The organism is Acidovorax cavernicola, assembly GCF_003581445.1.
The window spans coordinates 15,469-39,357 of record NZ_QXMN01000036.1 but is presented as its reverse complement, the minus strand read 5'-3'; the positions used below and the strand labels follow the sequence as shown (position 1 = coordinate 39,357).

Annotated in this window: 20 protein-coding genes and 1 tRNA gene; 10 read left to right on the top strand and 11 right to left on the bottom strand. The window is 66.1% G+C overall.

All coding sequences use genetic code 11. The features are described from left to right. Positions 1 to 50 precede the first annotated feature (50 nt). From D3H34_RS23480 to D3H34_RS23455, 6 genes are all read left to right on the top strand, one after another. Positions 51 to 581: a fimbrial protein gene (locus D3H34_RS23480; RefSeq protein WP_167481267.1), complete on the top strand. Its 531-nt coding sequence runs from the start codon at positions 51 to 53 to the stop codon at positions 579 to 581. Positions 582 to 731: 150 nt separating this feature from the next. Then, entirely contained in the window at positions 732 to 1,484 is a 753-nt protein-coding gene (locus D3H34_RS23475; RefSeq protein ID WP_119556650.1) for a fimbrial biogenesis chaperone, read from the top strand. A gap of 32 nt (positions 1,485 to 1,516) precedes the next feature. Then, positions 1,517 to 4,156, top strand: coding sequence for a fimbria/pilus outer membrane usher protein (locus tag D3H34_RS23470; RefSeq protein ID WP_119556649.1), 2,640 nt, complete (start codon positions 1,517 to 1,519; stop codon positions 4,154 to 4,156). 50 nt (positions 4,157 to 4,206) lie between these two features. Further along, positions 4,207 to 5,196 (top strand): fimbrial protein, encoded by a 990-nt coding sequence (locus D3H34_RS23465; protein WP_119556648.1) that lies wholly within the window; start codon positions 4,207 to 4,209, stop codon positions 5,194 to 5,196. 59 nt (positions 5,197 to 5,255) lie between these two features. Continuing rightward, positions 5,256 to 5,645, top strand: coding sequence for a helix-turn-helix domain-containing protein (locus tag D3H34_RS23460; protein ID WP_119556647.1), 390 nt, complete (start codon positions 5,256 to 5,258; stop codon positions 5,643 to 5,645). A 119-nt stretch (positions 5,646 to 5,764) separates the two neighbouring features. Beyond that, complete coding sequence (locus D3H34_RS23455; protein WP_119556646.1) at positions 5,765 to 6,454, top strand: response regulator; 690 nt, start codon at positions 5,765 to 5,767, stop codon at positions 6,452 to 6,454. Positions 6,455 to 6,485: 31 nt separating this feature from the next. Here the strand turns inward: D3H34_RS23455 and D3H34_RS23450 are convergent, their stop codons facing one another. From D3H34_RS23450 to D3H34_RS23425, 6 genes are all read right to left on the bottom strand, one after another. After that, entirely contained in the window at positions 6,486 to 7,187 is a 702-nt protein-coding gene (locus D3H34_RS23450) for a response regulator (RefSeq protein ID WP_119556645.1), read from the bottom strand. A 307-nt stretch (positions 7,188 to 7,494) separates the two neighbouring features. After that, a complete protein-coding gene (locus D3H34_RS23445) occupies positions 7,495 to 10,527 on the bottom strand; it encodes an ATP-binding protein (RefSeq protein WP_286186127.1) in 3,033 nt (1,010 codons plus the stop codon). A gap of 117 nt (positions 10,528 to 10,644) precedes the next feature. After that, entirely contained in the window at positions 10,645 to 11,022 is a 378-nt protein-coding gene (locus D3H34_RS23440; RefSeq protein WP_119556644.1) for a RidA family protein, read from the bottom strand. Then, positions 11,019 to 11,822, bottom strand: a complete 804-nt coding sequence (locus D3H34_RS23435) for an alpha/beta hydrolase (protein WP_205736797.1) — start codon at positions 11,820 to 11,822, stop codon at positions 11,019 to 11,021. The genes D3H34_RS23440 and D3H34_RS23435 overlap by 4 nt, the downstream gene beginning before the upstream one ends. Positions 11,823 to 11,946: 124 nt before the next feature. Next, entirely contained in the window at positions 11,947 to 12,939 is a 993-nt protein-coding gene (locus D3H34_RS23430) for a Bug family tripartite tricarboxylate transporter substrate binding protein (RefSeq protein WP_119556642.1), read from the bottom strand. A 49-nt stretch (positions 12,940 to 12,988) separates the two neighbouring features. Beyond that, positions 12,989 to 14,026, bottom strand: a complete 1,038-nt coding sequence (locus tag D3H34_RS23425) for a porin (RefSeq protein ID WP_119556641.1) — start codon at positions 14,024 to 14,026, stop codon at positions 12,989 to 12,991. A gap of 182 nt (positions 14,027 to 14,208) precedes the next feature. Here D3H34_RS23425 and D3H34_RS23420 point away from each other — a divergent pair, with 182 nt between their 5' ends. Beyond that, entirely contained in the window at positions 14,209 to 14,907 is a 699-nt protein-coding gene (locus D3H34_RS23420; RefSeq protein ID WP_119556640.1) for a GntR family transcriptional regulator, read from the top strand. Between the two features lie 226 nt (positions 14,908 to 15,133). Here the strand turns inward: D3H34_RS23420 and D3H34_RS23415 are convergent. The 3 genes from D3H34_RS23415 to D3H34_RS23405 all read right to left on the bottom strand — a co-directional run bounded on the left by D3H34_RS23415 (position 15,134) and on the right by D3H34_RS23405 (position 16,660). Beyond that, a tRNA-Ser gene (locus D3H34_RS23415) sits at positions 15,134 to 15,224 on the bottom strand. A 35-nt stretch (positions 15,225 to 15,259) separates the two neighbouring features. Further along, positions 15,260 to 16,189: an SPFH domain-containing protein gene (locus D3H34_RS23410; protein WP_093239542.1), complete on the bottom strand. Its 930-nt coding sequence runs from the start codon at positions 16,187 to 16,189 to the stop codon at positions 15,260 to 15,262. 45 nt (positions 16,190 to 16,234) lie between these two features. Next, positions 16,235 to 16,660 (bottom strand): NfeD family protein, encoded by a 426-nt coding sequence (locus D3H34_RS23405; RefSeq protein WP_119556639.1) that lies wholly within the window; start codon positions 16,658 to 16,660, stop codon positions 16,235 to 16,237. A 217-nt stretch (positions 16,661 to 16,877) separates the two neighbouring features. Here D3H34_RS23405 and D3H34_RS23400 point away from each other — a divergent pair, with 217 nt between their 5' ends. Continuing rightward, on the top strand, positions 16,878 to 19,178 hold the full coding sequence (locus tag D3H34_RS23400; RefSeq protein ID WP_119556638.1) for an arginine/lysine/ornithine decarboxylase: 2,301 nt from the start codon (positions 16,878 to 16,880) through the stop codon (positions 19,176 to 19,178). A gap of 45 nt (positions 19,179 to 19,223) precedes the next feature. On the opposite strand, the gene D3H34_RS23395 is transcribed toward D3H34_RS23400, so the two are convergent. Beyond that, positions 19,224 to 20,081: a DNA ligase gene (locus D3H34_RS23395; RefSeq protein ID WP_434057711.1), complete on the bottom strand. Its 858-nt coding sequence runs from the start codon at positions 20,079 to 20,081 to the stop codon at positions 19,224 to 19,226. 58 nt (positions 20,082 to 20,139) lie between these two features. Then, on the bottom strand, positions 20,140 to 20,922 hold the full coding sequence (gene fabI / locus D3H34_RS23390) for an enoyl-ACP reductase FabI (protein WP_119556637.1): 783 nt from the start codon (positions 20,920 to 20,922) through the stop codon (positions 20,140 to 20,142). A 37-nt stretch (positions 20,923 to 20,959) separates the two neighbouring features. Here fabI and D3H34_RS23385 point away from each other — a divergent pair, with 37 nt between their 5' ends. Next, positions 20,960 to 22,792 carry an extracellular solute-binding protein gene (locus D3H34_RS23385; RefSeq protein WP_119556636.1) on the top strand — a complete coding sequence of 611 codons (1,833 nt, stop codon included), beginning with the start codon at positions 20,960 to 20,962 and terminating at the stop codon, positions 22,790 to 22,792. Positions 22,793 to 22,853: 61 nt separating this feature from the next. Continuing rightward, a complete protein-coding gene (locus tag D3H34_RS23380; protein ID WP_119556635.1) occupies positions 22,854 to 23,885 on the top strand; it encodes a microcin C ABC transporter permease YejB in 1,032 nt (343 codons plus the stop codon). The last annotated feature ends 4 nt before the right edge of the window (positions 23,886 to 23,889 follow it).

Here is a 23,889-nt window from a genome sequence, read left to right as displayed (position 1 = left end):
CAATGATGAATTTGTCAGGAGTGTTTTTCAATCAATTTCTTCCAATCATCATGAAAAAAACCCTGCTTTTCTCTACCGTTGTCGCCACCTTCGGCCTGCTGGCCCTGACCCCCGCCCAAGCCTCCGACGGCCAGATCGAATTCGAGGGCAGCATCGTGGCGAGCTCCTGCACGATCAACGGCGATGCGCCCAATTTCAAGATCGACCTGCCGGCGATTGCCAGCAAGACGCTGGCCAGCGCCACGCAAACCGCCGGTCGCGTGCCCGTGCCGATCAAGCTGACGAATTGCTCCCCCGAAGCCGGCAAGGTCCGCGTCCGCTTTGAATCCGGCGTGACGACCAATGCGGCGGGCCGCCTGGTGGTCGACGGCGGCGGTGCCCAGAACGTCGAACTTCAATTGCTCAACAGCGAATTCGACGTCGTCAAGGCCGGCTTCGCCGAAGGCGACCAGAACACCCTGCTGGTGGACACCGAAGGCGGCAGCGCCGACCTCATTTACTACGTCGAGTACTACGCCACCGACGCGGTCAGTCCTGGCGCCGTGAAGTCGCGTGTCCAGTATTCGATCGTCTACGAATAAGCCGCTGAACGCCGCCGCGCCGTCCCCGATCCGGGGGCGGCGAGGTGGAGTCTGTCCGGATCTGCAAGCCGTTTCGGGGACCTCGCACACCACGCACAGACGGCTTCCACATCCGCGCATTCCTCACGCCAAGGACCACGAGAACCGACCATGAAGATTTTTCGCAAGCTCTGCTTCCTCGCCGCCCTCGGCGCAGGTTTCACCGCCCACCTTGCACAGGCCAGCGTGGTCATCGATGGCACGCGCATCGTCTTCCCCGCGCAGGAGCGCGAGGTGACGCTCAAGCTCGCCAACGCCGGCAAGTTTCCCGCGCTGGTGCAGGCCTGGCTCGACAAGGGCGACCCCAGCGTGTCGCCCGAGAAGGCCGACGTGCCGTTCACGATGACGCCCGCGGTGTTCCGCCTGGACCCGAACAAGGCCCAGGCCCTGCGCATCATCTATACGAAGGAGCCGCTGCCGCAGGACCGCGAGTCGCTGTTCTGGCTGAACGTGCTGGAAGTCCCGCCGAAGGGCGAGGGCGGCAATCAGCTGCAGCTGGCGTTTCGCTCGCGGATCAAGCTGATGTTCCGTCCCCAGGGACTGGCGGGCAGCGCGGAAGACGCGCCCTCGCAGGTGCGCTGGGAAATGGTTGCAGCCGAAGGCGGCAAGGGCCACGCGCTGCGCGCCACCAACCCGACCGCGTACCACGTCAACCTGGGCCAGGTCGAGCTGGACGCGAACGGCCGGCGCTTCGACGCCGGCAGCAGCTACGTGCCGCCGCACGGCTCGAAGCTGTTCCCGATCGCCGGCCTGGCGCAGCGCCCGAGCGGCCCGGCCGAGGTGGTGTTCTCCGCCATCAACGACTACGGCGGCCCGCTCAAGGGGCGGCAGCCGCTCGGCGTCACCTCGCCTGCAGGCCGTTGACCCGGTTCCGATCACTTTCACCTTCCATCACCATGTACCGCGCTTCACCGCTTACCGCCTGCCGACAGACCCTGCGCCCCGTGTGCGCGGTGGTGCTGTGCGCGCTCGCGGGCTGGCAGGCGAACGCGCAGGCCAGCACGGCGGCCGGCGGGCCGTCGGCGGCAGCGTCGACGGTCGAGTTCGACATCGACTTCCTGGCGCCGGGCAGCAGCAAGGGGCTGGACCTGACCCGCTTCAACCGGGGCAACCATGTGGCTGCGGGCACGTACGCCGTCGACCTGAGCGTGAACGGCGGTTGGATCGGGCGCACCGATGTGATCTTTCGGGTTGCCGATGGTGTGGATGAGGGCGCGCAGGCGCAACCCTGCTTCGACGCGCAAGCCATGGCACGCCTGGGCATCGATGTCGAGAAGCTCGCCCCCGAGGTGCTCGAATGGCTGGCGGCCCCGCAGGCCTGCCTGCCGCTTGCGCAGAGCCTGCCCGAGGCGTCCTTCGATTTCGACTTCGGTGAGCAACGCCTCATGCTTAGCGTGCCGCAGATGGCGATGAGCCGCCGCGCCCGGGGCTACGTGAGCCCCGAGTTCCGGGACGCGGGCGTGACCGCGGGGTTCCTGGACTACAACTTCAATCTCTACAGCTCGCGCCAGCGGCATGCCGACAAGGCGCGGACCGAAGGCTATCTGGGCATGCGCTGGGGCTTCAATGCCGATGTCTGGCGCGTGCGCCACCACGGCGCCTTCAGCTGGAAGTCCGACGGCGGCAGCCGCTACCAGCGCAACGCCACCGTCGTGCAGCGCGACCTGCCTTCGCTCGGCGCGCAACTGACGCTGGGCGAGGCCCACACCTCGGGCGAGCTGTTCGACTCGACCGGTTTTCGCGGCGTGCGCCTGGCGACCGACGACCGCATGCTGCCGCAATCGCTGCGTGGCTACGCTCCCGTGGTGCGCGGCACCGCGCGCAGCAACGCCAAGGTGACGGTGATGCAGGGCACCACCGTGATCTACGAAACGACCGTGGCGGCCGGCGCCTTCGAGATCGACGACCTCTATGCCACCGGCTTCGGCGGCGACCTGAGCGTGTCCGTCACCGAGGCGGACGGCAGCGTGCACACCTTCCTGGTGCCCTATGCGGCGGTGCCGCTGTCGCTGCGCCCCGGCATGAACCGCTACAGCGTGACGGCCGGCACGGTGCGCGACAGCCAGCTGCACAGCAGCCCCGGCTTCGTGCAGGCCACCTGGCAGCACGGGTTCAGCAACCTCCTGACCGGCTACGGCGGCGTGAACCTGGCCGAAGGCCATGGCGCCGTCATGCTGGGCGGTGCCTTCAATACCTCGTTCGGCGCCATCGGTGTCGACTACACCCAGGCCACCACCTCGCTGAACGGCCAGCCCCGCATGAGCGGCGGGAGCGCGCGCATCAGCTATTCGAAGGACCTGCCCCAGACCGGCGGGAACATCGCGCTGGCCGCCTACCGCTATTCCACCGAGGGCTACGCCGACTTCAACACCGCCATGCGCATGCGCGACCTGGCTGCGCGCGGCCTGCCTGTCGAGGCCGTGGCACGCCAGCGCCACCGCACCCAGGCCACCTTCAACCAGAAGCTGGGCAAGAAGCGCGGCCAGTTGCAGATGACGGTGTCGGCCACGGGCTACTGGAACCGCGATGCGTCCGACGTGGGCTACTCGGTGGGCTACAGCAACCAGTACAAGCGCATGAGCTACGGCCTGCAGGTCTCGCGCCAGCGCATGGCGAACGGCCAGTCCGGCACGCGTTACTACGCCAACGTGTCGATCCCGCTGGGCAAGACCGATCCGGTCATGCTTTCGGCGAGCGCGGCGCGCGACAGCGACGGCCGGCTGACGGCCCAGTCGACGCTCTCGGGCACGGCGGGGGCCGACGGCGCACTGTCGTACGGCGTCACCGCCCATCACAGCGCAGGCGGCGGTCGCGAGGCCGCCACCGGCGGCAGCGCCAACCTGCAATACCGCACCTACGCCGCCGACCTGTCGGCCACGCTGGGCGTGAGCCCCGGCGCCTGGCAGGCCTCGGTCGGCGCGCGCGGCGCCGTGGTCGCCCATCCCGGCGGCATCACGCTGTCGCAGCCCGTGTCGGAAACCTTCGGCATCGTCGAAGCGCCCGACGCCGAAGGCGCGCGCGTCGCGAATGCCGCCGGCGTGCGGGTCGACAGCCGCGGCTATGCGGTGGTGCCGTACCTCACGCCATACGCGCTGAACAGCGTGGACATCGATCCCAAGGGCCTGTCGACCGACGTGGAACTGAAGGGCACGAACCAGCAGGTGGCGCCGACCGCCGGGGCCGTGGTGCTCCTGAAGTACGCGACCGTGTCCGGCCGCGCCGTGATGATCCGCGCCACCCAGGCCGACGGCGAACCGCTGCCGTTCGGCGCGGTGGTGCAGGACCCCGCGGGCGCGTCGGTGGGCGTGGTCGGCCAGGCCAGCCGGATCTTCGCGCGCGGCCTCGAAGACGAAGGCCGGCTGACGGTGAAGTGGGCGGAAGGCGCGGCATCGCAGTGCCGCATCGACTACCAGTTGCCCACGCGGCCCGTGCATGCAGCCGAGGCGAAAGCCGACAGCTACGAACAGATCGATGCGGTGTGCAGTGCGGCCCCGGCGCAAGTCGCGGCGGTACCGCCCGTGTCCGTGACCCGATAGGCGGACCCGATGTCCGTTCCTGTCGCCAACCCGATTTCGAAAGTCCGACGATGAAAAAACTGCTTCATATGGCCATGACGGCCGGCGCGTTCATCCTGCTGAACGCGGTGTCCACCCACGCCCAGGCGCAGGAGCCGTGCGCCGATCCTTTCCGCTACGACCTGATGGGGCCGGCGACGATCAGCTTCAACCCGAGAGTCGATGTGGGGAGCACGCTGTGGAGTGGCGCTGTCAGCGCCGTGTCCAGTGGCGGCGGGTGCACCGTGCCGTCGGCAACCTACACCATGTACTTCGAAGGCACTGCGGGCCAGGCGGGGACGCAGCTCTACGAGACCGGCATCCCCGGCATCGCCTACCGCCTCAAGTTCGGTGCGTTCTGCACGACCAACTGGTGGCCTGCGCAATGCACGATGAAGTTCGGCGCCCTGGCCGTGTTTTCCCATGCGCTGACCATCGAACTGGTCAAGACAGGTCCGATCACGGGTGGCGGTGTGCTGACCGGGACCTACGGCAAGTGGTTCGGCGGCGCCGCCAGGCATGTCTACAAGGTCTATTCGTGGTCCGGCGCCACGACGCTGCGCCCCATCGTTCCGACCTGCGCGGTGATGTCCGAGTCGCGTTCGATCTCGGTCGGCCTCGGCGACGGCATTCCGGCGCGCACCTTCACCGGCATGGGCACTCACTCGACGGCCGCGCCGTTTCACATCGCGCTCCAGTGTTCGGGAGGCGACGAGGGGAAGACCACGGGCGTCCACGTGACGCTGACGGACCAGACGAACCCCGCCAACCGCTCGAACATCCTGTCGCTCACGCGGGACTCGACCGCCACGGGCATCGGCATTCAGGTGCTCAAGGACTCGACCGTGCTGAGCTTCGGCCCCGATTCGAGCGAGGCGGGAAACATGAACCAGTGGTCCGCGGGGGAGGCGGCCAACGGCGTCTTCACGATCCCGCTGAGCGCGCGCTACGTGCAGAACGACTGGCTCGTGCGAGGCGGCAAGGCCAGCGGCCGCGCGACTTTCACGATGAGCTACCAGTAACGACAGCCACAGCGCCAGGTGCGCACACACAGGATTTTTCAAAGGGAAGAGTTATGCGAATGATCGGAAACCGGCTTCACAAGGAGCGCAGCAGACTGGGGCTGAGCGCCGCGGCCATTGCGGTGCTCGGCGGTGTGGACGGCAGCACGCAGGAGTCGTTCGAGCGCGGGGAGGACTACCCCGACGCCGCCTACCTCGCGACCATGGCCGTCATCGGCATCGACGTGCTCTATGTCGTGACCGGCATGCCGACGTGCACCGAGGAACTGTCCGTGAGCCGGGACGAAGTGGCCCTGCTGCGCGCCTACCGGACCTCGGACGACCACGGAAAGAAAGCCGCGCAGGCGACGCTGCAGGCCATGGCGCAGACTTTCCCGGGCGACATGGTCTCGCCCGGCGCGCTGGGCGAGACCTCCACCGAAGCGCCGCACCGGCCCCAGACTGCCTGACATCGGCGGGTCCGAAAGTGGAGGGCGACAGGTAAGATGCCGCCGCAGCGGCTGCACTCATGCAGCGCACAGAAAAACAGGCGCCCCATCGCGCTCACAAGGGGCGAGTGGAGAAGGAAATGGATCGTTTCGAAATCCGAGTCATTCTGGCGGACGACCATCCAGGCATGCTGGCCGGCGTCAAGCACGAGCTGGCCTCCGTCGAGACGCTGTCGCTTGTCGGCGAGGCGGCCAATTCGACCGGCCTGATGGCCTTGCTGGAAACAACGCCCTGCGACGTGCTGGTGTCCGACTACGCGATGCCGGCCGGCGAGTATGGCGACGGGGTTTCGCTGTTCAAGCTCATCAACCGCCGCTACCCCGACATCCAGATCGTGGTGCTGACCATGCTCGACAACCCGGCCGTGCTGCACACGCTGGTGTCCAGCGGCATCCGTTGCATCGTGAGCAAGTCCGATGCCGTGACCCATCTGATTCCCGCCATCCATGCCGCACGCACCGGCGGGACGTACTACTCGCCCACCATGGACGGGGTGGTGCGCTCCATCGACTGGGACGTGCGCAGCCGCAACACCGCGGGCGTGCTGAGCCAGCGGGAGTCGGAGGTGGTGCGGTTGTATGCGTCGGGCCTGACGGTGACAGAGATCGCCGAGCAGTTGCACCGCAGCAAGAAGACCATCAGCACGCAGAAAACCAAAGCCATGGAAAAGCTCGGCATCGCGCGCGATGTCGACCTGCTGCGCTACGCGATGGAAAACGGCCTGACGGCAGCCGCGGCTACTGCCGCGACCGACGCTCCGCAGGAGTAGGCGCAGGCCGTCTTCCCGGCCCGGCCCGGGATCAGTGCCAGGGCAGCGCCGTCAGGCCCTGCGTCGGCGGCACGGCCGACGTGTTCGTGAGTCCCATCTCCATGCCGTAGCGCACGAGGTCCATGTCGCGCAGGATGCCGAGCTTGGTCATCGCCGAGCCCTTCTGCGTGCTGATGGTCTTCTTGCTGCGATGCAGCCGCTCGGCGATCTCGGTCACGGTCAGCCCCGAGACGAACATGCGCACCACTTCCAGCTCCCGCTTGGAGAGCGTGGCGTGGGGCTGGGTGTTGGTTCGGCCCGGGTCGGTGCGGGCGGCGATCTCCGCCATGCTGGGCGAGAGGTAGCGGCCGTTCGCGTAGGCCGCATGCACCGCCGGCAGCAGGTGGCTCACCGAGTCGGCCTTGTTCACGATGCAGGGCACGCCGATGTCCAGCAGCGAATGGATGATGCCCGGGTTGTCGAGCATGGTCATCACCACGATCTTCAACAGCGGGTAGCGCTGGCGCACGAGCGAGAACAGCGTGATGCCGTCGCCGTGCAGGCCGCCGGGCATGGCGTAGTCGGACACCAGGATCTGGCAGTCGTGCAGCTTGAGCAGCTCCATCATTTCCGTGGAGTCGCGCGCGGCACCCACGACGGTCACCGCATTGCTTTCGCGCAGCGTGCTCTCGATGCCGATGCGAACGGCGGGATGATCGTCCGCGATCAGGACGCGGAGGTGGAGTGGCTTCATGGCGGATCCCGTTGAACAGAAAGAGTGGTCGTGCCAGCGCAAGGTGCGGCAGGAAGGGCCACTGCTGTTGTCGAAGATGCATTCAAGGGGCCGTGAAGACAGTGTCCAGGGCCGCTCCAGCAGAGGCTGTCTGGACTTTATGTGTCGCCCCTTCGTCCGTTAAGCGGCCTGATCCGATAGCGGGCCACGGATGCATAGGACCAGTCCGAATCTGTCGGACATGAGGCCAAAGAGGCTAGGACATGAAGCTGTGCGTGTCGGCCTGGGTCCGAAAACGGCTTCGGACCGCGCCGGGTTCGGACCGGGTTCAGATCGAGGCGACGGCCTTGGGGGCCCTGCGTTCGAGCGCAGTGTGGGCCGCACGCTCGAAGCGATCGAAGGCCTGCGCCAGCGCCGGCAGGTCCGCATCGCGCAGCTGCGCTTCCATGGCGGCGCAATCGGCCGCGAGCCCGGCTTCGTGGATCAGCGCGAAGGAACCGCGCAGCGAATGCAGCCCGGCTCCGAGCGCGACGGCATCGGCTGTGCCCAGGGCCGTCCGGATGGCTGCCGCGGTGTCGTTCAGCGATCGCGCGAGTGCCTGATGCACCGAGTCGGGCAGGGTGCCCTGGGCAATGTCTTGCCGGTGAGCGTTGGCGGGTGGCTCGGTGTGCGGGCCCTGCTGGGTCAACTGCCGCACGGTCCGGTCGAGCGTGTCGAGCAGGATGGGCTTGATCAGCGCGGTGTCGATGCCCGCCGACTCGCAGCGCTCGCGTTCGTGCACTGCAACGTCGGCCGTGAGCGCAACGATGGGCACGCGCGAACCCTGCGCCCGCAGCGCGCGCGCCAGGGTGTAGCCGTCCATGCCCGGCATGTTGATGTCGGTGATGACCAGGTCGTGCCGGCGCGTGGCGAACAGGTCGAGCGCCTGCAGGCCACCTGACGCCTGGTCGGAGGTGTAGCCCAGCGTTTCGAGCTGCATCTTGACCAGTTCGCGGTTGGCCGGGTGGTCGTCGACCACGAGGATGTGCGCCGTGGTCGTGCCGGCCTGCGCATCGGCGGTGGAAGGCGCGGGGGCGCGCGCAAGCAGGGCGGGCGCGGCGGGCAATGGCAGCGTGACCAGGAAGGTGCTGCCCTTGCCCGGCGCACTCACGACCTGGATGTCGCCGCCCATGAGCCCGGTCAGCCGGCGGCACAGCGCCAGCCCGAGACCGGTGCCGCCGAAGCGGCGCGCGATGCTGCTGTCGGCCTGCGTGAAGGGTTCGAACAGCGCCTTCTGTTGTGCTGCCGTCATGCCGATGCCGGTGTCGCTGACGCCGATCACCACCGGCGACGCGGGATCGGTGTCGTCCTTCAGGTAGACCTCGAGCAGCACATCGCCGGTCTCGGTGAACTTGATGGCGTTGCTCAGCAGGTTCATCAGCAACTGGCGGATGCGTGTCGGGTCGCCGAGGTAATGCGGCGCCAGGGCGTCGTCGATGACGACATCGAGCCCGAGCCGCTTGGACTGCGCCAGCGGCGTGAAGACCACGATCACCTGTCGCGCGATGTCCGCAAGGTCGAAGCGGATCGACTCCAGGCGCATCTGGTCCGACTCGATCTTCGAGAAGTCCAGGATGTCGTTGATGATGCCCAGCAGCGCGGTCGACGAAGAGGTCACGGCACCGAGCCGCTCGTTCTGCGACGGCGACAGCGGCGAGCGCTGCAGCAGCTCGAGATTGCCCATGATCGCGTTCAGCGGCGTGCGGATCTCGTGGCTCATCATGGCCAGGAAGGCCGTCTTCGCGTGGTTGGCCTGGTGCGCGGCTTCGCGGGCGCTCTCCAGTGCGCGCTCGGCGTTCTTGCGCGTCGTGATGTCGGAGAAGTTGCACAGCAGCACGTCGTTGCCCTGGTACTTGGTGCGCACCACGCTCACCAGCAGCTCGTTGACTTCGCCGTTGGCCAGCGTCACGGGCAGCTCCAGGTCGGGCAGCCATTCGGGCGAACCGGGGGCGTCGTCGTACAGGCGCAGCAGGCGCTGCGGCAGCGGCGGGTCCTCGGGGCGCGCGTTCTCGGTGCAGGCCTGCATCACCTGGTTCTGCAGCAGCACTTCACCCGAGGGGTAGCCCAGCAGCGCCAGGCCCGAGGGCGTGGTCGCGACCATGGTGCGGTTGAGGTTCTCGCTCTCCACGATGCGCTGGGAGCGTGCGTAGCCGGGCCGGAACACCTTGCGGTCGAGCAGGATCAGCGCGGCCCAGATGAAGGCGATGAGCAGCAGCATGGCGCCGGTATAGATCGCAAGGCGCGGCCAGAGCTCGGAGGCGATGGTGCGCCACGAGAACGCGTAGAGGTAGGTCCACGTCGCGTCGGCGATCGGCTCGCGCAGCGTGAAAAGCCCGTCGCGGTATTGCAGGCTCGCGCTGCCGGGGGCCAGCGACGCCTGGGACTGCTGCAGCGCCCGCGCCTGCAGGCCTTCGGTGCCCGTCGGACCGTGCGCCTCGGCAATCACGCGGCCCGAGGGGTCCACGAACATCGAGATCTCGTCGTGGCGCTCGTTCGACAGGCGTGAGGTGATGATGTCCAGGGGGTAGTCGTTCACCAGCACGACGAAGGGTTGTCCCTCGTGAAAGCCGGGTTGCGCCAGGCGCAGGACGGTCTCGCCAGTGAAGGGGCTGATCGCCGGCGGCAGCCAGACGGCCGTGGCGGTGTCGCGAAGCCGGGCGACGACGGCCGGGTCGTGGAGGTCGCCGAGGTCGGGCGCGATGCGCTTGAGCAGCTCCGCGGTGCTGCGCGCGCCGTGGATGCCGAGCAGGTCGCTCGTCGCGGGCGCGGGAACCACGGCGAGGAAGCTCAGGTCGGGTGCGTAGAAGTAGCTCGAATGCAGCTGCAGCGTCTTGGTGTAGGCCGCCGAGCGGTAGCCGACTTCTTCGGCCAGCCCGAGGTACTGCGCGAACGACTCGGCCGGACGCTGCGCCGACAGGTCGCCCAGCAGCAGCATCGGCGGGAATCCCTTGTTGCTCGGCAGGACCATCCGGCCCTGTCGGGCGGCGAACTCGTCGATCAGCGGCCTCTGGGCGCGGGCGCGCCGCTCCCAGGCGCCTTCCTCATGAAAGATGTTGATCCGCACCGAGCCCTGGCGCACGAAGAGTTCCAGGTGCAGCAGCGCCTTGCGCACCGTGAACTCGGCCTGTCGCTCGGCAACGTAGTCGCGCACCTGCGCAGAGAGCATCAGCCCCGTGGCGACGAGCAGCACCAGGGAAGTGACGGCGCCGCCCACGTACAGCATGGCGCGCTGGTAGCGGTTCAGCAGGCTGATCACGCCGCGTGGCGAGGCGCGAGAGGAGGCCCCGGGACTGAAGAAGCGTCGGATGTCGCTGGGCGTCATGGCGTCCGTGTGACCGGGGCAAGAAGAAGATGGTCGCCATGGTAGGGCACTGGCGTGCCCGCGCGTGCGCTCACGGCGTCATGAATCTCGATGCGCCCGCTGTGGCGCATGTGGATTTCAAGGGCCGATGGCTGCGTAGACGACCATTTCCACGCGCATGCCGGGCACGACCAGGGCCTTGACGACAACGCTGGAGCGATTGGGGTAGGGCGCGGCGAAGAACTCCCTGTAGACGGCGTCGACGGCAGGCATGTCGCGCTCGTCGGTCAGGTAGATCAATACCTGGGCGACGTCGCTCATCCGGCCTCCCGCGGCAAGCACGGCACGCTGGATGTTCTCCAGCGTGAGGCGTGCCTGTTGCGCGATCGGTCCGGTGTCGATGGTGCCGTCCGCGCGCACGGCGGCATGTGTCGTGAACAGCAATCCGCCGGCCTTCACGGCCCACGAGAACGGCTGTGCAAGGGCCGGCAGCCCGATGTCGATCACTTCCTTCATGGCTGGTGGTCCTTCACGAGGTCTGCAAGCCGGCCGTACCACGGCGCTGCCGGGTCGCGAAGGCTGGTGTGGGTGGCGAAGTGGTCGAGTCCGGGCTCGACATGCAAGCGGCTCGGCCCCGGTTGCCGGGCCAGCAGGGCCGCCATCCGGCGGTTCGAGTGGATGACCCTGGCGCTGTCCGAATCGCCGTGGCTGAGCCACATCGGGACGTCGTTTCCTGCGGTCCAGCACAACGGGCTCATCAATGCGTCTTCGGAGGCGTCGTTCAGCACCATCGTGTAGATGCGCTCCTCCAGGCTGTCCGCCGGGGGCTCGGGGTGGTGCAGGTCCATGATGCCGCTGATGGGAAGGCAGGCGCGAATGGCAGCAGGAGGAATGCCTGCCTGCGCAGCGTCCTGGCGGCGCAAGGCCACCAGGGCCGCCAGGTGGGCGCCAGCGGAGTGCCCCGCCAGATAGATCCGGTCGCCGCGGCCACCGAAGTCGGCGGCATGCCCGATCGCATGCGCCACCGCGGCCAGGCTGTCGTCGAAGGCCGCCGGCAACCTGTGCGCCGGTGCCAGCCGGTAGGCAGGTGTCACCAGCGCCATGCCGAGTCCGACCACGATCGGCGCCATGAAGGCGACGTATTCCTTGTAGCCGTTGGTCCAGCCGCCGCCGTGCCAGAACACCAGGATCGGCGCGTCGTGCGCGCCTTCGCGGTGGTAGACGTCGTAGCGTTGCTGCGGATCGGCGCCATAGGCGCAATCGCGTGTCACGACGATCTCCGGTGGCAGCGGCTGGCTCCTCGCCCAGTCCAGCACGGTCTCCTCATAGGCTTGCGCGGCTTCGAAAGGAAGGGGCGGTTGCCCGGCCAGGACGAATGGGTTGTGCTCGTTGCTGTTCACGTGTCTGGGTTGCCTCTCTGTCGGGTTCTCGATGCCTGCATCAATCGGCCTTGATGCCGAACTCGGTGACCAGCTTCCCGTAGCGGGCGTAGTCGCCGGCCACCAGCCTGGCGAGCTGTGCCGGGTCGCCACCGGCGGGTGACAGGGCGACGGCATCCATGCGGGCGATCACGTCCGGCATCTTGAGGATTTCGTTGACGTGCCGGTTGAGCAGTTGAACCACTTCCGCGGGCATGCCCTTCGGTCCCATCAGCGCCTGCCATGCGCCGACTTCGGCCCCCTTGTAGCCTTGCTCCGCCAGGGTCTGGACATCGGGAAGGAAGGGCGAGCGCTTGGCGTCCGCGACGCCCAGAACAACCAGTTTCCCCGCCTTGACGTACGGCGCCACCGGGCCCAGCGTCGAGTACATCATCGGAACCTGGCCACCCAGCAGGTCGGCCACCGCCGGCGCGCTGCCCCGGTAGGGAATCTGCGTGAGCTTCACGCCGGCCGACCTGTCGAACAGCTCCCCGAGGATGTGCATCGGCGAGCCCGCGCCGGGGCTAGCGTAGGAACCGACCTTGCCTTCCCTGATCTTTGCGACCAGCTCCTTGACATTGGAGGCGCCGGTGGAGGTCGTCGCCACGACGAAGAGGGATTGGCTGCCGAGCTGGACGATGGCGGTGAGCTCGGAGGCCGGATCGGTGGACGTGCCCGTCCCCTTGAGCACATGCGGCGTGATGGCGATGGTGTTGGGCGCCAGCAGCAGCGTGTAGCCGTCGGCACGCGCCTTGGAAACGTACGCAGTGCCGATGGTGCCGGCTGCGCCCGTGCGGTTCTCGACCACCACAGGCTGCCCCAGGCGCGAGGTCAGCTTGTCGCCGATGACGCGTGCCAGCACGTCGGTGTCGCCGCCGGCCGGATAGGCCACGACGATCGTGATGGGCTTGCTCGGATAGCTCTGTGCCTGGGCGGTGGGGGCCGAGCAGAGAGCTGCAGTGGCCACCGAGAAGGCGACCGAGAGGGCCTTGCGGCGCGTGGATGTGAAGGTCATGGAAATCCTTGGGGAAACAGCCGGAAGAAAAAGGGAGTCGGGTGCGTGGTCAGAACGCATGGCGAATGCCGAAGTTGTAGGCCCTGTTGCCCAGGCCTTGCTCGGTTGCGTTGCCGACACGGTAGAAGCCCGTGGCGGCACCGGCTTTTGCGTTGTTGTGGATGCGGGCGATCGAGGCGTAGAGGCTGGTGCGCTTCGACAGGAAGTACGTGTAGCCCAGCGCGATCTGGTTGGCATCGTTGTTGGCGAAGGTCCGGTCGTTCTTGCGGATGTAAGACGCCATGAAGCGGCTGGCCCCGTAAGGCACCGAGACGCCCACCAGCACGTCGCGCGAGTCGTCGTTGACCAGACCGAACACGGCCGCCCCCTTGTTCACGACATAGTTGAAATGGGCCGTCGCCACGCCGAAGTCGTACTTCGCGCCGAGGAAGGTGATCCTGGCGGGCACCGCCTTCGCATTGTTGACGTTGTGGTACCCCAACTTCACATAGACCGGCCCGGAGACATAGCCGATCGCGGCGCCGAACTGGCGATTGGCGCGGCTGTCGCTGGTGGCTTCGCCGAACCCGTAGACCACGTCCGCCGTCAGGCCCGACTTGGCTGTGTAGGCGTAGCGCACGGTGTTGTCCATGCGGTTGTTGCCGCCGGCACCGCCCGCACTGATCAGGTTCGCGGAGTCGCCGGCCATGCCCGTGACGAAGGGGTCCGTCTCTGTCTGGATGAGGGCGACTGGCGTGTACTGCCGCCCGAGCGTGATGCTTCCGAAGTTGCCCTGGAGGCCCACGATCGATTGCCGCCCGAAGCCGAGGCCGCCTTGCCCGAGGGTGCCCGTGTCGGCATTGATCCCCATCTCCAGGGCATAGAACGCCGAGAGGCCGCCGCCCAGGTCCTCGGTCCCGCGAAAGCCGAGCCGGGACCCCGAGGCGATGCCGCTTGTCAGCTTGCTGACGCTGGCGCCCTTGGGGCCGCCGCTTTCGCGGACGAAGCCGATGTCGATCACGCCGTAGACGGTGCTGGTGCTCTGCGACCAGGCGGAGCCGGTCGCCAGGCCAAGTGGCAGGAAAAGTGCGAAGAGTCTGGGTTTCATGGTGTGGGGCAGGTGGATGGAAACGGCCTCACCGCGCGCAAGAACAGGTGTTCCGCTCGGGGGTCAACGTCGCCCCGGGAGCCTGCATGCGATAATTTTCTTGTTTGCAAAAACGCAGTGATTTCATGAAATATAAAATCTTTCATGAAAAATATCGTTAAGCATAAAAACCTATTTACTTCATGAATCAATCTGCGGTAGATGACGCGCCGATGGACGCGGGGTCGCGCACCGAACGTGCGTACCAGCGCCTTCGACAGGAAATCCTTGTGGGGGAACTGGCGCCGAATGAGCGCTTGCGCGTCGCCGATCTCGAAGCGCGTTTCGAGCTGGGGTTGACACCCATCCGCGAGGCGCTTGCCCGCCTGGCGAGCGAAGGGCTGGTGTCGATGGAGGCGCGCCGCGGCGCGCGCGTGCTCGAAGCCTCGCCCGCGGAGCTGGCCGACCTGATGAAGACCCGCCGCGAGATCGAACGCCTGTGCCTGACCGAATCGATCAAGCGCGGCGATTCAAAGTGGGAGGCGGAAGTCCTGGCTTCGCTGCATGTCCTCGGACGCGCGCCGCTTCCCGATTTCGGCGATCGGTCCGCGATGGCATCGGAGTGGGAAGCCCATCACCGGCGGTTTCACGCGGCGCTGGTCAGCGCCTGCGGTTCGGAGTGGCTGCTGCGGTTCTGGAACCAGCTTGTCGACCATTCCCAGCGCTACAGAAAAAACCGCCTCGAAGGCCCCTTGGTGGCGAGAGACGTTCAAGCCGAACATCAGGCCATCCTCGACGCGGTGTTGCGACGGGATGCGGATGCCGCGGTCGCCTTGATGGACCGGCATCTGAGAGACACGGAAGAAGCGGCGCTCGCTGCGCTTCGTCAGGCAGGCAACTGAGCGGATCGGTGAGCGGCGGTTGAGGGCGCTGTCGCGTGACGGAGCGCGGGACTTCAATGGCCGTCACGATGACGGCATGTCGCTCACGATCAACTGGATTCTTGTTGAGAGCCCACCCAAGAAAACGATGGACCGGGCCTGCGATCGCGGCGGCTCGCGCGCAGGTTTTTTCTTTGACAAGCAGAAATGAAAAACGGGGCACAAGGCCCCGTATTCACTAACCAACTGGCGGAGCAGGCGGGATTCGAACCCGCGGAGGGCTATTAACCCTCACACGCTTTCCAGGCGTGCGACTTAAACCGCTCATCCACCGCTCCGAAGCCCACGATTGTAGCGCGGCTTATGGCCGTTTTCAGGTCGGGCCCGAGCTTTTGCCTGTTTGGATCATGCGCATGGCCGAAGAGATCAGCGCAGCCGTCTCGGTCATGTTGCTCGGCACGATCAGCGTGGTCTTCGAGTCTGCAGCCACCTTGCCGTAGGCATCGACGGCGCGCTCGGCCACCTTCAGCTGCACGGCCTGTTCGCCGCCCGGCTGGCGGATGGCGGCGGCCACGCGCTCGATGGCGTCCGCCGTGGCGGTGGCCACGGCCGTGATGGCGGCGGCTTCACCCTGCGCGTTGTTGATCTGCGCCTGCTTCTCACCCTCGGAACGGGCGATGAAGGCTTCGCGTTCACCGGTGGCGATGTTGATCTGTTCCTGGCGACGGCCTTCCGAGGCTGCGATGAGCGCGCGCTTGCCGCGTTCGGCGGTGATCTGCGCCTGCATGGCCAACAGGATTTCCTTCGGCGGCGTCAGGTCCTTGATTTCGTAGCGCAGCACCTTCACGCCCCAGTTCAGCGCGGCCTCGTCGATCGCGGCCACCACCTGGGCGTTGATCACGTCGCGTTCCTCGAAGGTCTTGTCGAGCTCCAGCTTGCCGATCACGCTGCGCAGCGAGGTCTGTGCGAGCTGGGTCACGGCCACGATGTAGTTCGACGAGCCGTAGCTCGCGCGCATCGGGTCGGTCACCTGGAAGTACAGGATGCCGTCGACCTGCAGCTGCGTGTTGTCGCGCGTGATACAGATCTGGCTGGGCACGTCGAGCGGGATTTCCTTCAGGCTGTGCTTGTAGGCCACACGGTCGATGAACGGAATCAGGAAGTTCGGGCCGGGCGTCATGGTGCCGTGGTACTTGCCCAGGCGCTCGCGCACCCACGCGTTCTGCTGCGGCACGAACTTGACCGACTGGCTGATGAAGATGATCGCGATGACCAGGATGATGAGAGGAACGGAAAATTCCATGGTGTGCTTCCTTTTCGAATGCGTTTTTCTGACTGACGGATTGAACTAGATCTTGTCGACCACGAGGCGACTGCCGATCACCTCGACCACACGGTGTTCGCCGGTGGAAGGCACATGGCCCGCGCGCAGCACGACGGTCCATTGCGAGCCGCGATAGCGCACGGTGGCGGTGCCGTCGGGGTTCCAGGCATCGACGAACACGCTCTCGCCGATGTCCAGGTTGAGATCGCGGTTGGCCTCGCTGGAGGGCGCGGCGGGGCGGTTGCGTCGGATCAGGTACCAGGTCACGACCGCGCCCACGCCGACCACGGCGGCCACCAACAGCTGCGTCACAAGGCCGAAGCCCAGGTGCGCGGCGATGGCTGCGGCAGTGAAGCCGGCGGCCAGCAGCAGCAGGTACACCGTGCCGGACAACAACTCGGCCACGATGGCCGCCCCTGCGATCAGCCACCAGAAGGTGGGATTTCCCATGGCAACTCCTCTCTTCTCTTGTTACTTTGACCTCCGCCATTCTGCGGCATGACGCGCCAAGCGCTTGTGTTGCGTAGGGGTATGGCGCCCGGTGGGGCCCACCCCAGGCGGCGCACCCCGCAGGGCTTGCACAAAGCTGACGCGATCCGTCATCCGAATTCCGTACACTTCGCGCCTCGCTCATTGCCTGTCTGACTGTCTGTCCGGAGCCCCGCTCATGAAATTCCGCTTTCCCATCGTCATCATCGACGAGGACTTCCGCTCCGAAAACACTTCGGGCCTCGGCATCCGCGCGCTCGCGCAGGCCATCGAGACGGAGGGCTTCGAAGTGCTGGGCGTCACCAGCTACGGCGATCTGAGCCAGTTCGCCCAGCAGCAAAGCCGCGCCAGCGCCTTCATCCTGTCGATCGACGACGAGGAGTTCTCGGTCGGCCCCGACCTCGACCCGGCCGTGCTGAGCCTGCGCAACTTCATCGGCGAGGTGCGCCGCAAGAACGCCGACGTGCCGATCTACATCTACGGCGAGACGAAGACCTCGCGGCATCTGCCCAACGACATCCTGCGCGAGCTGCACGGCTTCATCCACATGTTCGAGGACACCCCCGAATTCGTGGCGCGCCACATCATCCGCGAGGCCAAGAGCTACCTGGAAGGCGTGCAGCCGCCGTTCTTCAAAGCGCTGATCGACTACGCCGAAGACGGTTCGTACTCGTGGCACTGTCCGGGCCACTCGGGCGGCGTGGCGTTCCTGAAGAGCCCGGTGGGCCAGATGTTCCACCAGTTCTTTGGCGAGAACATGCTGCGCGCCGACGTCTGCAACGCGGTGGAAGAACTGGGCCAGCTGCTCGACCACACCGGCCCGGTGGCGGCCAGCGAGCGCAATGCGGCGCGCATCTTCAATGCCGATCACTGCTTCTTCGTGACCAACGGCACCAGCACCAGCAACAAGATGGTCTGGCACCACACGGTGGCGCCCGGCGACGTGGTGGTGGTCGACCGCAACTGCCACAAGTCGATCCTGCACGCGATCATCATGACGGGCGCGATCCCGGTGTTCATGAAGCCCACGCGCAACCACTTCGGCATCATCGGCCCGATCCCGAAGAGCGAATTCGAGCAAAGCGCCATCAAGGCCAAGATCAAGGCCAACCCGCTGCTGGCCGACGTGGACCACAACAAGGTCAAGCCGCGCGTGATGACGCTCACGCAGTCGACCTACGACGGCGTGATCTACAACACCGAGACCATCAAGGGCATGCTCGACGGCTACGTCGACACGCTGCACTTCGACGAGGCCTGGCTGCCGCACGCGGCCTTCCACCCGTTCTACGGGGCCTACCACGCGATGGGCAAGCGCCGCGTGCGCCCGAAGGAATCGCTGGTGTTCGCCACGCAGTCGACGCACAAGCTGCTGGCCGGCATCAGCCAGGCCAGCCACGTGCTGGTGCAGGACTCGCAGAACCGTGCGCTCGACCGCGACCTCTTCAACGAGGCCTATCTGATGCACTCGTCGACCAGCCCGCAGTACGCGATCATCGCGAGCTGCGACGTGGCCGCCGCGATGATGGAGCCGCCCGGCGGCACCGCGCTGGTGGAGGAGAGCATCCTCGAAGCGCTCGACTTCCGCCGCGCCATGCGCAAGGTCGAGGAAGAGTTCGGCAAGGACGAGTGGTGGTTCAAGGTCTGGGGGCCCGAGAAGCTCGTCGACGAGGGTATCGGCCGCGCCGAAGACTGGATCATGCACGGCGAGAAGAACGGCAAGCCCAAGAGCAAGAAGTCGCCGCGCAACTGGCACGGCTTCGGCGAACTGGCCGATGGCTTCAACATGCTCGACCCGATCAAGTCGACCATCGTCACGCCGGGCCTGGACCTCGAAGGCAACTTTGCAGAGACCGGCATTCCCGCCAGCGTGGTGACCAAGTTCCTCGCCGAGCACGGCGTGATCGTGGAGAAGACGGGCCTGTACAGCTTCTTCATCATGTTCACCATCGGCATCACCAAGGGCCGCTGGAACACGCTGCTCACGGCGCTGCAGCAGTTCAAGGACGACTACGCGCGCAACCAGCCGATGTGGCGCATCCTTCCCGAGTTCTGCCAGCAGCACCCGGGCTACGAGCGCCTGGGCCTGCGTGACCTGTGCCAGCACATCCACCAGCTGTACGCGCGCTACGACGTGGCCCGCCTCACGACCGAGATGTACCTGAGCGACCTGACGCCGGCCATGAAGCCCAGCGACGCCTTCGCCCACATCGCGCACCGCAAGACCGAGCGGGTGGAGATCGACGACCTCGAAGGCCGCATCACCACCAGCCTGATCACGCCGTACCCGCCGGGCATTCCGCTGCTGATCCCGGGCGAGGTGTTCAACAAGAAAATCGTCGACTACCTGAAGTTCTCGCGCGAGTTCAACACGCAGTGCCCGGGCTTCGAGACCGACATCCACGGCCTGGTGGCGCGCCTCGACGAGACGACGGGCAAGAAGCGCTACTACGCGGACTGCGTGCGTCAGGACAAGTGAGTGCAAGGCGTGCCCCGGTGAGGGGCACGCGCGGTGCGCGAAGTTCTAGCTTTCGCGCACCCGCATGAAGCGGGCGAATTTGGGCAGCCCGCTCGGGTGCGTGCCGTTGTAGCGGTAGGTCACTAGGCTGCCGATCGGTGGCGGCTGGTCGCGTTCGGCGTCGGTCAGGCCGGTGCCAAGCCGGAAGCGTTGGCCGCCGGGCATCTCGACCACCAGCGCGCCGAGCCGGCCGTGGTGCTTGCCCTTGCCGGGCAGGTGCGCGACCACGCGGGCCTCGGCGTCTTCGAACAACTTGACCTTGAGCAGGTCGTTGTTGCGCTCGCCGCGGTACATCGACGCGCCCCGGTGCAGCATCAGGCCTTCGCCGCCCATCTTCACGGTCTTTTCGAGCAGTGCCTGCAGTTCCTCGTGCGTGGTCGCAGGCTGCTGCGGCACGGGCAACACCCAGGGGGCGTCGGTGATCGGAAGCAGCTTGCGCAGTGCGGCGAGGCGGGTGTTGAAGTCGCCGCCCTGGGCGGGCAGGTCGAACACCATGAAGCGGATCTCGTGCCACGCGGTGTCGCTGGGCGTCTGGCTGCGCACGGTGGACAGCGTGTGATTGAAGCGCCCGCGTCCGGCCCACAGTTCGCCGTCGAGTGGCTGATTCGGCAGCGAAGCGGTGAACCAGGCAGGCGCCATGACGGGCTCGCCGCCGCGGGTCCAGAGCTTCTTGCCATCCCAATAGCCGCGCACGCCGTCGAACTTCTCGCTGACCCAATAGCCCGCGAGCGACATGCCGGGGCGGTAGACCTCGGCCAGCATCAGGGCCGGGGCGGCCGCGCGCGCGAGCGCGCTGCGGCCGAAGAGGGCCGCGCCGAGTCCCGCGAGGAGGAGGGAGCGTCGATTCAACACGCTGGTCGTCATGAGATGGATCACTACTGACGCCCATCCGGTGGGCGTTGCGGCCTGGAAGGGGGCGAAATTACTCCGCCATGCCTCCGACCACGTTGCTGAAGCCGCCGTCCACATAGGTGATCTCGGCGGTCACGCCGCTGGCGAGGTCGCTCAGCAGGAAGGCGGCCACGTTGCCGACCTCTTCGATGGTCACATTGCGGCCGATCGGCGAGGCGTCGGCCACGGCCGCGAGCATCTTGCCGAAGCCCTTGATGCCGCTGGCAGCCAGCGTCTTGATCGGGCCCGCGCTGATGCCGTTCACGCGCATGCCCTTCGGGCCGAGCGAAGCGGCGGTGTAGCGCACCGAAGCCTCGAGCGATGCCTTGGCCAGGCCCATCGTGTTGTAGTTGGGCAGTGCGCGCGCGGCGCCCAGGTAGGTCAGCGTGAGCAGCGACGACTTGTCGTTGAGGTAGGGCAGGGCCGCCTTGGCCATGGCCGGGAAGCTGTACGCACTGATGTCGTGCGCGATCTTGAAGCCTTCACGCGTGAGGCCGTCGAGGAAGTCGCCCGAAATCGATTCGCGCGTGGCGAAACCGATGCTGTGGACAAAGCCGTCGAAGGTCGGCCAGGTCTGGGCGAGGTCGGCGAAGAGCTTGTCGATCTGTGCATCGTCGCTCACATCGCAGTCGAAAATGAGCTTCGAGCCGAAGTCTGCGGCATATTCGGTGATACGGTCCTTGAATCGCTCGCCGACGTAGCTGAAGGCGAGTTCCGCGCCCTGGTCATGACAGGCCTTGGCAACGCCATATGCAATGGAGCGATTGCTCAACACACCGGTGATCAACAGTTTCTTGCCGGAAAGAAAGCCCATGAAGTTGCCTCGTGAAAATCTTGGGCAGAATTCTCGCATGCGGTTTCTCTGCGTCGGTTGGCTCTTGGCATGCGTGATTCCCGCGTGGGCAGCGCATGGATACGCGCTGTGGGACGACCTGAAATACGCCCCGGGCTTCAAGGCCTTCGACTACGTCAATCCCGAGGCGCCCAAGGGCGGGGAACTCCGGCTGGTGAGCAACCTGCGCTATTCGACCTTCGACAAGTACAACCCCTTCACCCTCAAGGGCTCGCCGCCGGCCTACCTGCAGCAACTGCTCTTCGAGACTTTGTTGAGCCCGTCCCTGGATGAGACGGCCGCTGCCTACGGACTGCTGGCCGAGGACGTGGAAGTGGCGCCCGATCGTTTGAGCGTGGTGTTCCGGCTGCGCCAGGAAGCCCGCTTTCACGACGGTAGTCCGGTGGAGGCGGCCGATGTGAAGTACACGATCGATACGTTGCGCAGCCCGCAGGCGATGCCGCAATACGCCACCTTGTTGCAGGAGGTGCGCGACGTACAGGTTCTCGACCGGCTCACGGTGCGTTTTCGCTTCAAGCGGCCGGACCGCGAACTCCCGTTGACTGTCGGCAACCTCGTGCCGATCTTCAGCCGGCATTGGGGAATGAAGGACGGCAAAGCCAAGCCCTTCGACCAGATCGTGACCGACACGCCGATCGGAAGCGGACCCTACCGCATCGGCCCGGTGGTCTTCGGGCGCGACATCACCTACGTGCGTGACCCGAACTACTGGGGACGCGATCTCAATGTGCGTCGTGGCCAGGCGAACTTCGAGCGCATCACCGTCAAGATCTACAGGGACAACACGGCCAGGCTCGAAGCCCTCAAGGCCGGCGAGTTCGACTTCATGAGCTTCTACTCGGCCGGCGACTGGGCGCGGCGTGTGAGCGGACGGCGCTTCGACAGCGGCCAACTGGTCAAGAAGGAGTTTGCCCACAAGCATCCTTCGGGATACCAGAGCTACGTCCTCAACACGCGACGTCCTCTGCTCAAGGATGTCCGGGTTCGCGAGGCGTTGGGCCTGGCCTTGGACTACGACTGGATGAATCGGCAGTTGTTCTACCGAGGCTATCCACGCGTGCACGACCTGTTCGGCAATACGCAGTGCGAGGCGACTGGATCGCCATCTGCCGAAGAGCGCGCCTTGCTGGAGCGCTGGCGTGGCAAGGTGCCGGACGCGGTGTTCGGGCCCATGTACACGCCGCCAGCGACCGAAGGCGAGGGCCGGTCGCTGCGTGACAACCTGCGCCGCGCGCGCGACCTGCTGCACGAGGCCGGCTGGGACTACCGCGACGGCGCCCTGCGCAACGCACAAGGCCAACCGATGGTGTTGAGCTACCTCGACAGTCGCGAGGGCGGCATCCGCACCGTTTCGCCATGGGTCCGCAATCTCGAGAAGCTCGGCGTCCGGCTGAATTTCAATGCGGTGGACTATGCGCTGTACCAGCAGCGCATGGACCAGTTCGACTTCGACATCGTCACCATCAACTTTCAGGGCACCCACAATCCGGGCCAGGAGATGCTGGAGATTTTTGGCAGCAAGGCCGCGGACGTTGAAGGCTCCGGCAACTTCACCGGCGTCAAGAGCCCTGCGATCGACGACCTGCTCGGACGCGTGATCGGCGCGACTTCGAAGGAAGAGCTGTTGCCCGCTTGCCGTGCGCTCGATCGCGTCGTCATGCACAGCCACCTGTTGATCCCGCAATGGACGATGACTGCGCACCGCATCGTCTACGACGCGTGGCGCACCTCACATCGCGAGCCCATGCCACCGTATGCGCTGGCCGAGGAGTGGGCCATGCTCACCTGGTGGCGCGGCCCGGGCGAGCCGGGCAAGGCAGGTGCACGATGATGGCTCGACATTTCCTTGTGAATGACGTGCGCTCCCACGCGCCGGGTACGGAGCATTTCCAATGACCGGATACATCCTGCGCCGGCTGCTCCTGATGATTCCCACCCTGTTGGGAGTCATCGTCATCACCTTCGGTGTCATCCAGTTCGTGCCCGGCGGCCCGGTCCAGCAATACCTGATCGAATCGCGTGTGGCCGCAGGCGGCTCGGGCGCCGATTCAGGCGGCGGCACTTATCGGGGCGGGCAGGGCGTGGACCCGAAGCGGCTCGAGGAGATCAAGGCGCTTTATGGTTTCGACAAACCACCCCTTGAACGGCTCACCCAGATGCTGGGCCGGTTCGCACGGTTCGACCTCGGCCAGAGCTTCTTCCAGAACAAGAGCGTGTGGGCCCTGATCGTCGAGAAGCTGCCGGTGTCGCTCAGCCTGGGCCTGTGGACCTTTCTCATCAGCTACGCGATTGCCGTACCGCTCGGTGTGGCCAAGGCGGTGCGCGCGGGATCCCGCTTCGACCTCTGGACTTCGCTGCTGGTTCTGGTCGGCTATGCGATTCCGGGCTTCGTGCTCGGCGTCGCGTTGCTGGTGATCTTTGGCGGGCAGTTGCAGTGGTTCCCGCTGCGCGGGCTCACGTCGTCGAACTGGGAGGAGTTGAGTTGGGGCGCACGCATCGTCGACTACCTCTGGCATATCACGTTGCCAGTGACGGCCATGGTGCTCGGCAGTTTCGCGATCACTGCGATCCTGACCAAAAATTCCTTCCTGGAGGAAATCCGCAAACAGTACGTGCTGACAGCGCGGGCCAAGGGCCTCAAGGATCGCCAGGTGCTATGGAAGCATGTGTTTCGCAACGCGCTGATTCCCATCGTGACGGGTTTTCCTGCAGCCTTCATCGGTGCTTTCTTCACCGGCTCGCTGCTGATCGAAACGCTGTTCTCGCTCGACGGACTCGGCCTGCTGAGCTACGAAAGCGTGATCCGGCGCGACTACCCGGTGGTGCTGGGCACGCTTTATTTCTTCACGCTGATCGGCCTGTTGACCAAGCTGGTCAGCGACCTCTGCTACGTCTGGGTGGACCCGCGTGTCAAGTTCGATTGATTCC

Excerpts from the sequence above, each read along its gene's own strand:
- D3H34_RS23430 (WP_119556642.1), bottom strand. The coding sequence starts at position 12,939 with ATGACCTTCACATCCACGCGCCGCAAGGCCCTCTCGGTCGCCTTCTCG.
- fabI (WP_119556637.1), bottom strand. The coding sequence starts at position 20,922 with ATGGGCTTTCTTTCCGGCAAGAAACTGTTGATCACCGGTGTGTTGAGC.
- D3H34_RS23400 (WP_119556638.1), top strand. The coding sequence starts at position 16,878 with ATGAAATTCCGCTTTCCCATCGTCATCATCGACGAGGACTTCCGCTCC.
- D3H34_RS23470 (WP_119556649.1), top strand. The coding sequence starts at position 1,517 with ATGTACCGCGCTTCACCGCTTACCGCCTGCCGACAGACCCTGCGCCCC.
- D3H34_RS23445 (WP_286186127.1), bottom strand. The coding sequence starts at position 10,527 with ATGACGCCCAGCGACATCCGACGCTTCTTCAGTCCCGGGGCCTCCTCT.
- D3H34_RS23450 (WP_119556645.1), bottom strand. The coding sequence starts at position 7,187 with ATGAAGCCACTCCACCTCCGCGTCCTGATCGCGGACGATCATCCCGCC.
- D3H34_RS23380 (WP_119556635.1), top strand. The coding sequence starts at position 22,854 with ATGACCGGATACATCCTGCGCCGGCTGCTCCTGATGATTCCCACCCTG.
- D3H34_RS23440 (WP_119556644.1), bottom strand. The coding sequence starts at position 11,022 with ATGAAGGAAGTGATCGACATCGGGCTGCCGGCCCTTGCACAGCCGTTC.
- D3H34_RS23420 (WP_119556640.1), top strand. The coding sequence starts at position 14,209 with ATGAATCAATCTGCGGTAGATGACGCGCCGATGGACGCGGGGTCGCGC.
- D3H34_RS23455 (WP_119556646.1), top strand. The coding sequence starts at position 5,765 with ATGGATCGTTTCGAAATCCGAGTCATTCTGGCGGACGACCATCCAGGC.
- D3H34_RS23465 (WP_119556648.1), top strand. The coding sequence starts at position 4,207 with ATGAAAAAACTGCTTCATATGGCCATGACGGCCGGCGCGTTCATCCTG.
- D3H34_RS23385 (WP_119556636.1), top strand. The coding sequence starts at position 20,960 with ATGCGGTTTCTCTGCGTCGGTTGGCTCTTGGCATGCGTGATTCCCGCG.
- D3H34_RS23395 (WP_434057711.1), bottom strand. The coding sequence starts at position 20,081 with ATGACGACCAGCGTGTTGAATCGACGCTCCCTCCTCCTCGCGGGACTC.
- D3H34_RS23475 (WP_119556650.1), top strand. The coding sequence starts at position 732 with ATGAAGATTTTTCGCAAGCTCTGCTTCCTCGCCGCCCTCGGCGCAGGT.
- D3H34_RS23460 (WP_119556647.1), top strand. The coding sequence starts at position 5,256 with ATGATCGGAAACCGGCTTCACAAGGAGCGCAGCAGACTGGGGCTGAGC.
- D3H34_RS23405 (WP_119556639.1), bottom strand. The coding sequence starts at position 16,660 with ATGGGAAATCCCACCTTCTGGTGGCTGATCGCAGGGGCGGCCATCGTG.
- D3H34_RS23410 (WP_093239542.1), bottom strand. The coding sequence starts at position 16,189 with ATGGAATTTTCCGTTCCTCTCATCATCCTGGTCATCGCGATCATCTTC.
- D3H34_RS23425 (WP_119556641.1), bottom strand. The coding sequence starts at position 14,026 with ATGAAACCCAGACTCTTCGCACTTTTCCTGCCACTTGGCCTGGCGACC.
- D3H34_RS23480 (WP_167481267.1), top strand. The coding sequence starts at position 51 with ATGAAAAAAACCCTGCTTTTCTCTACCGTTGTCGCCACCTTCGGCCTG.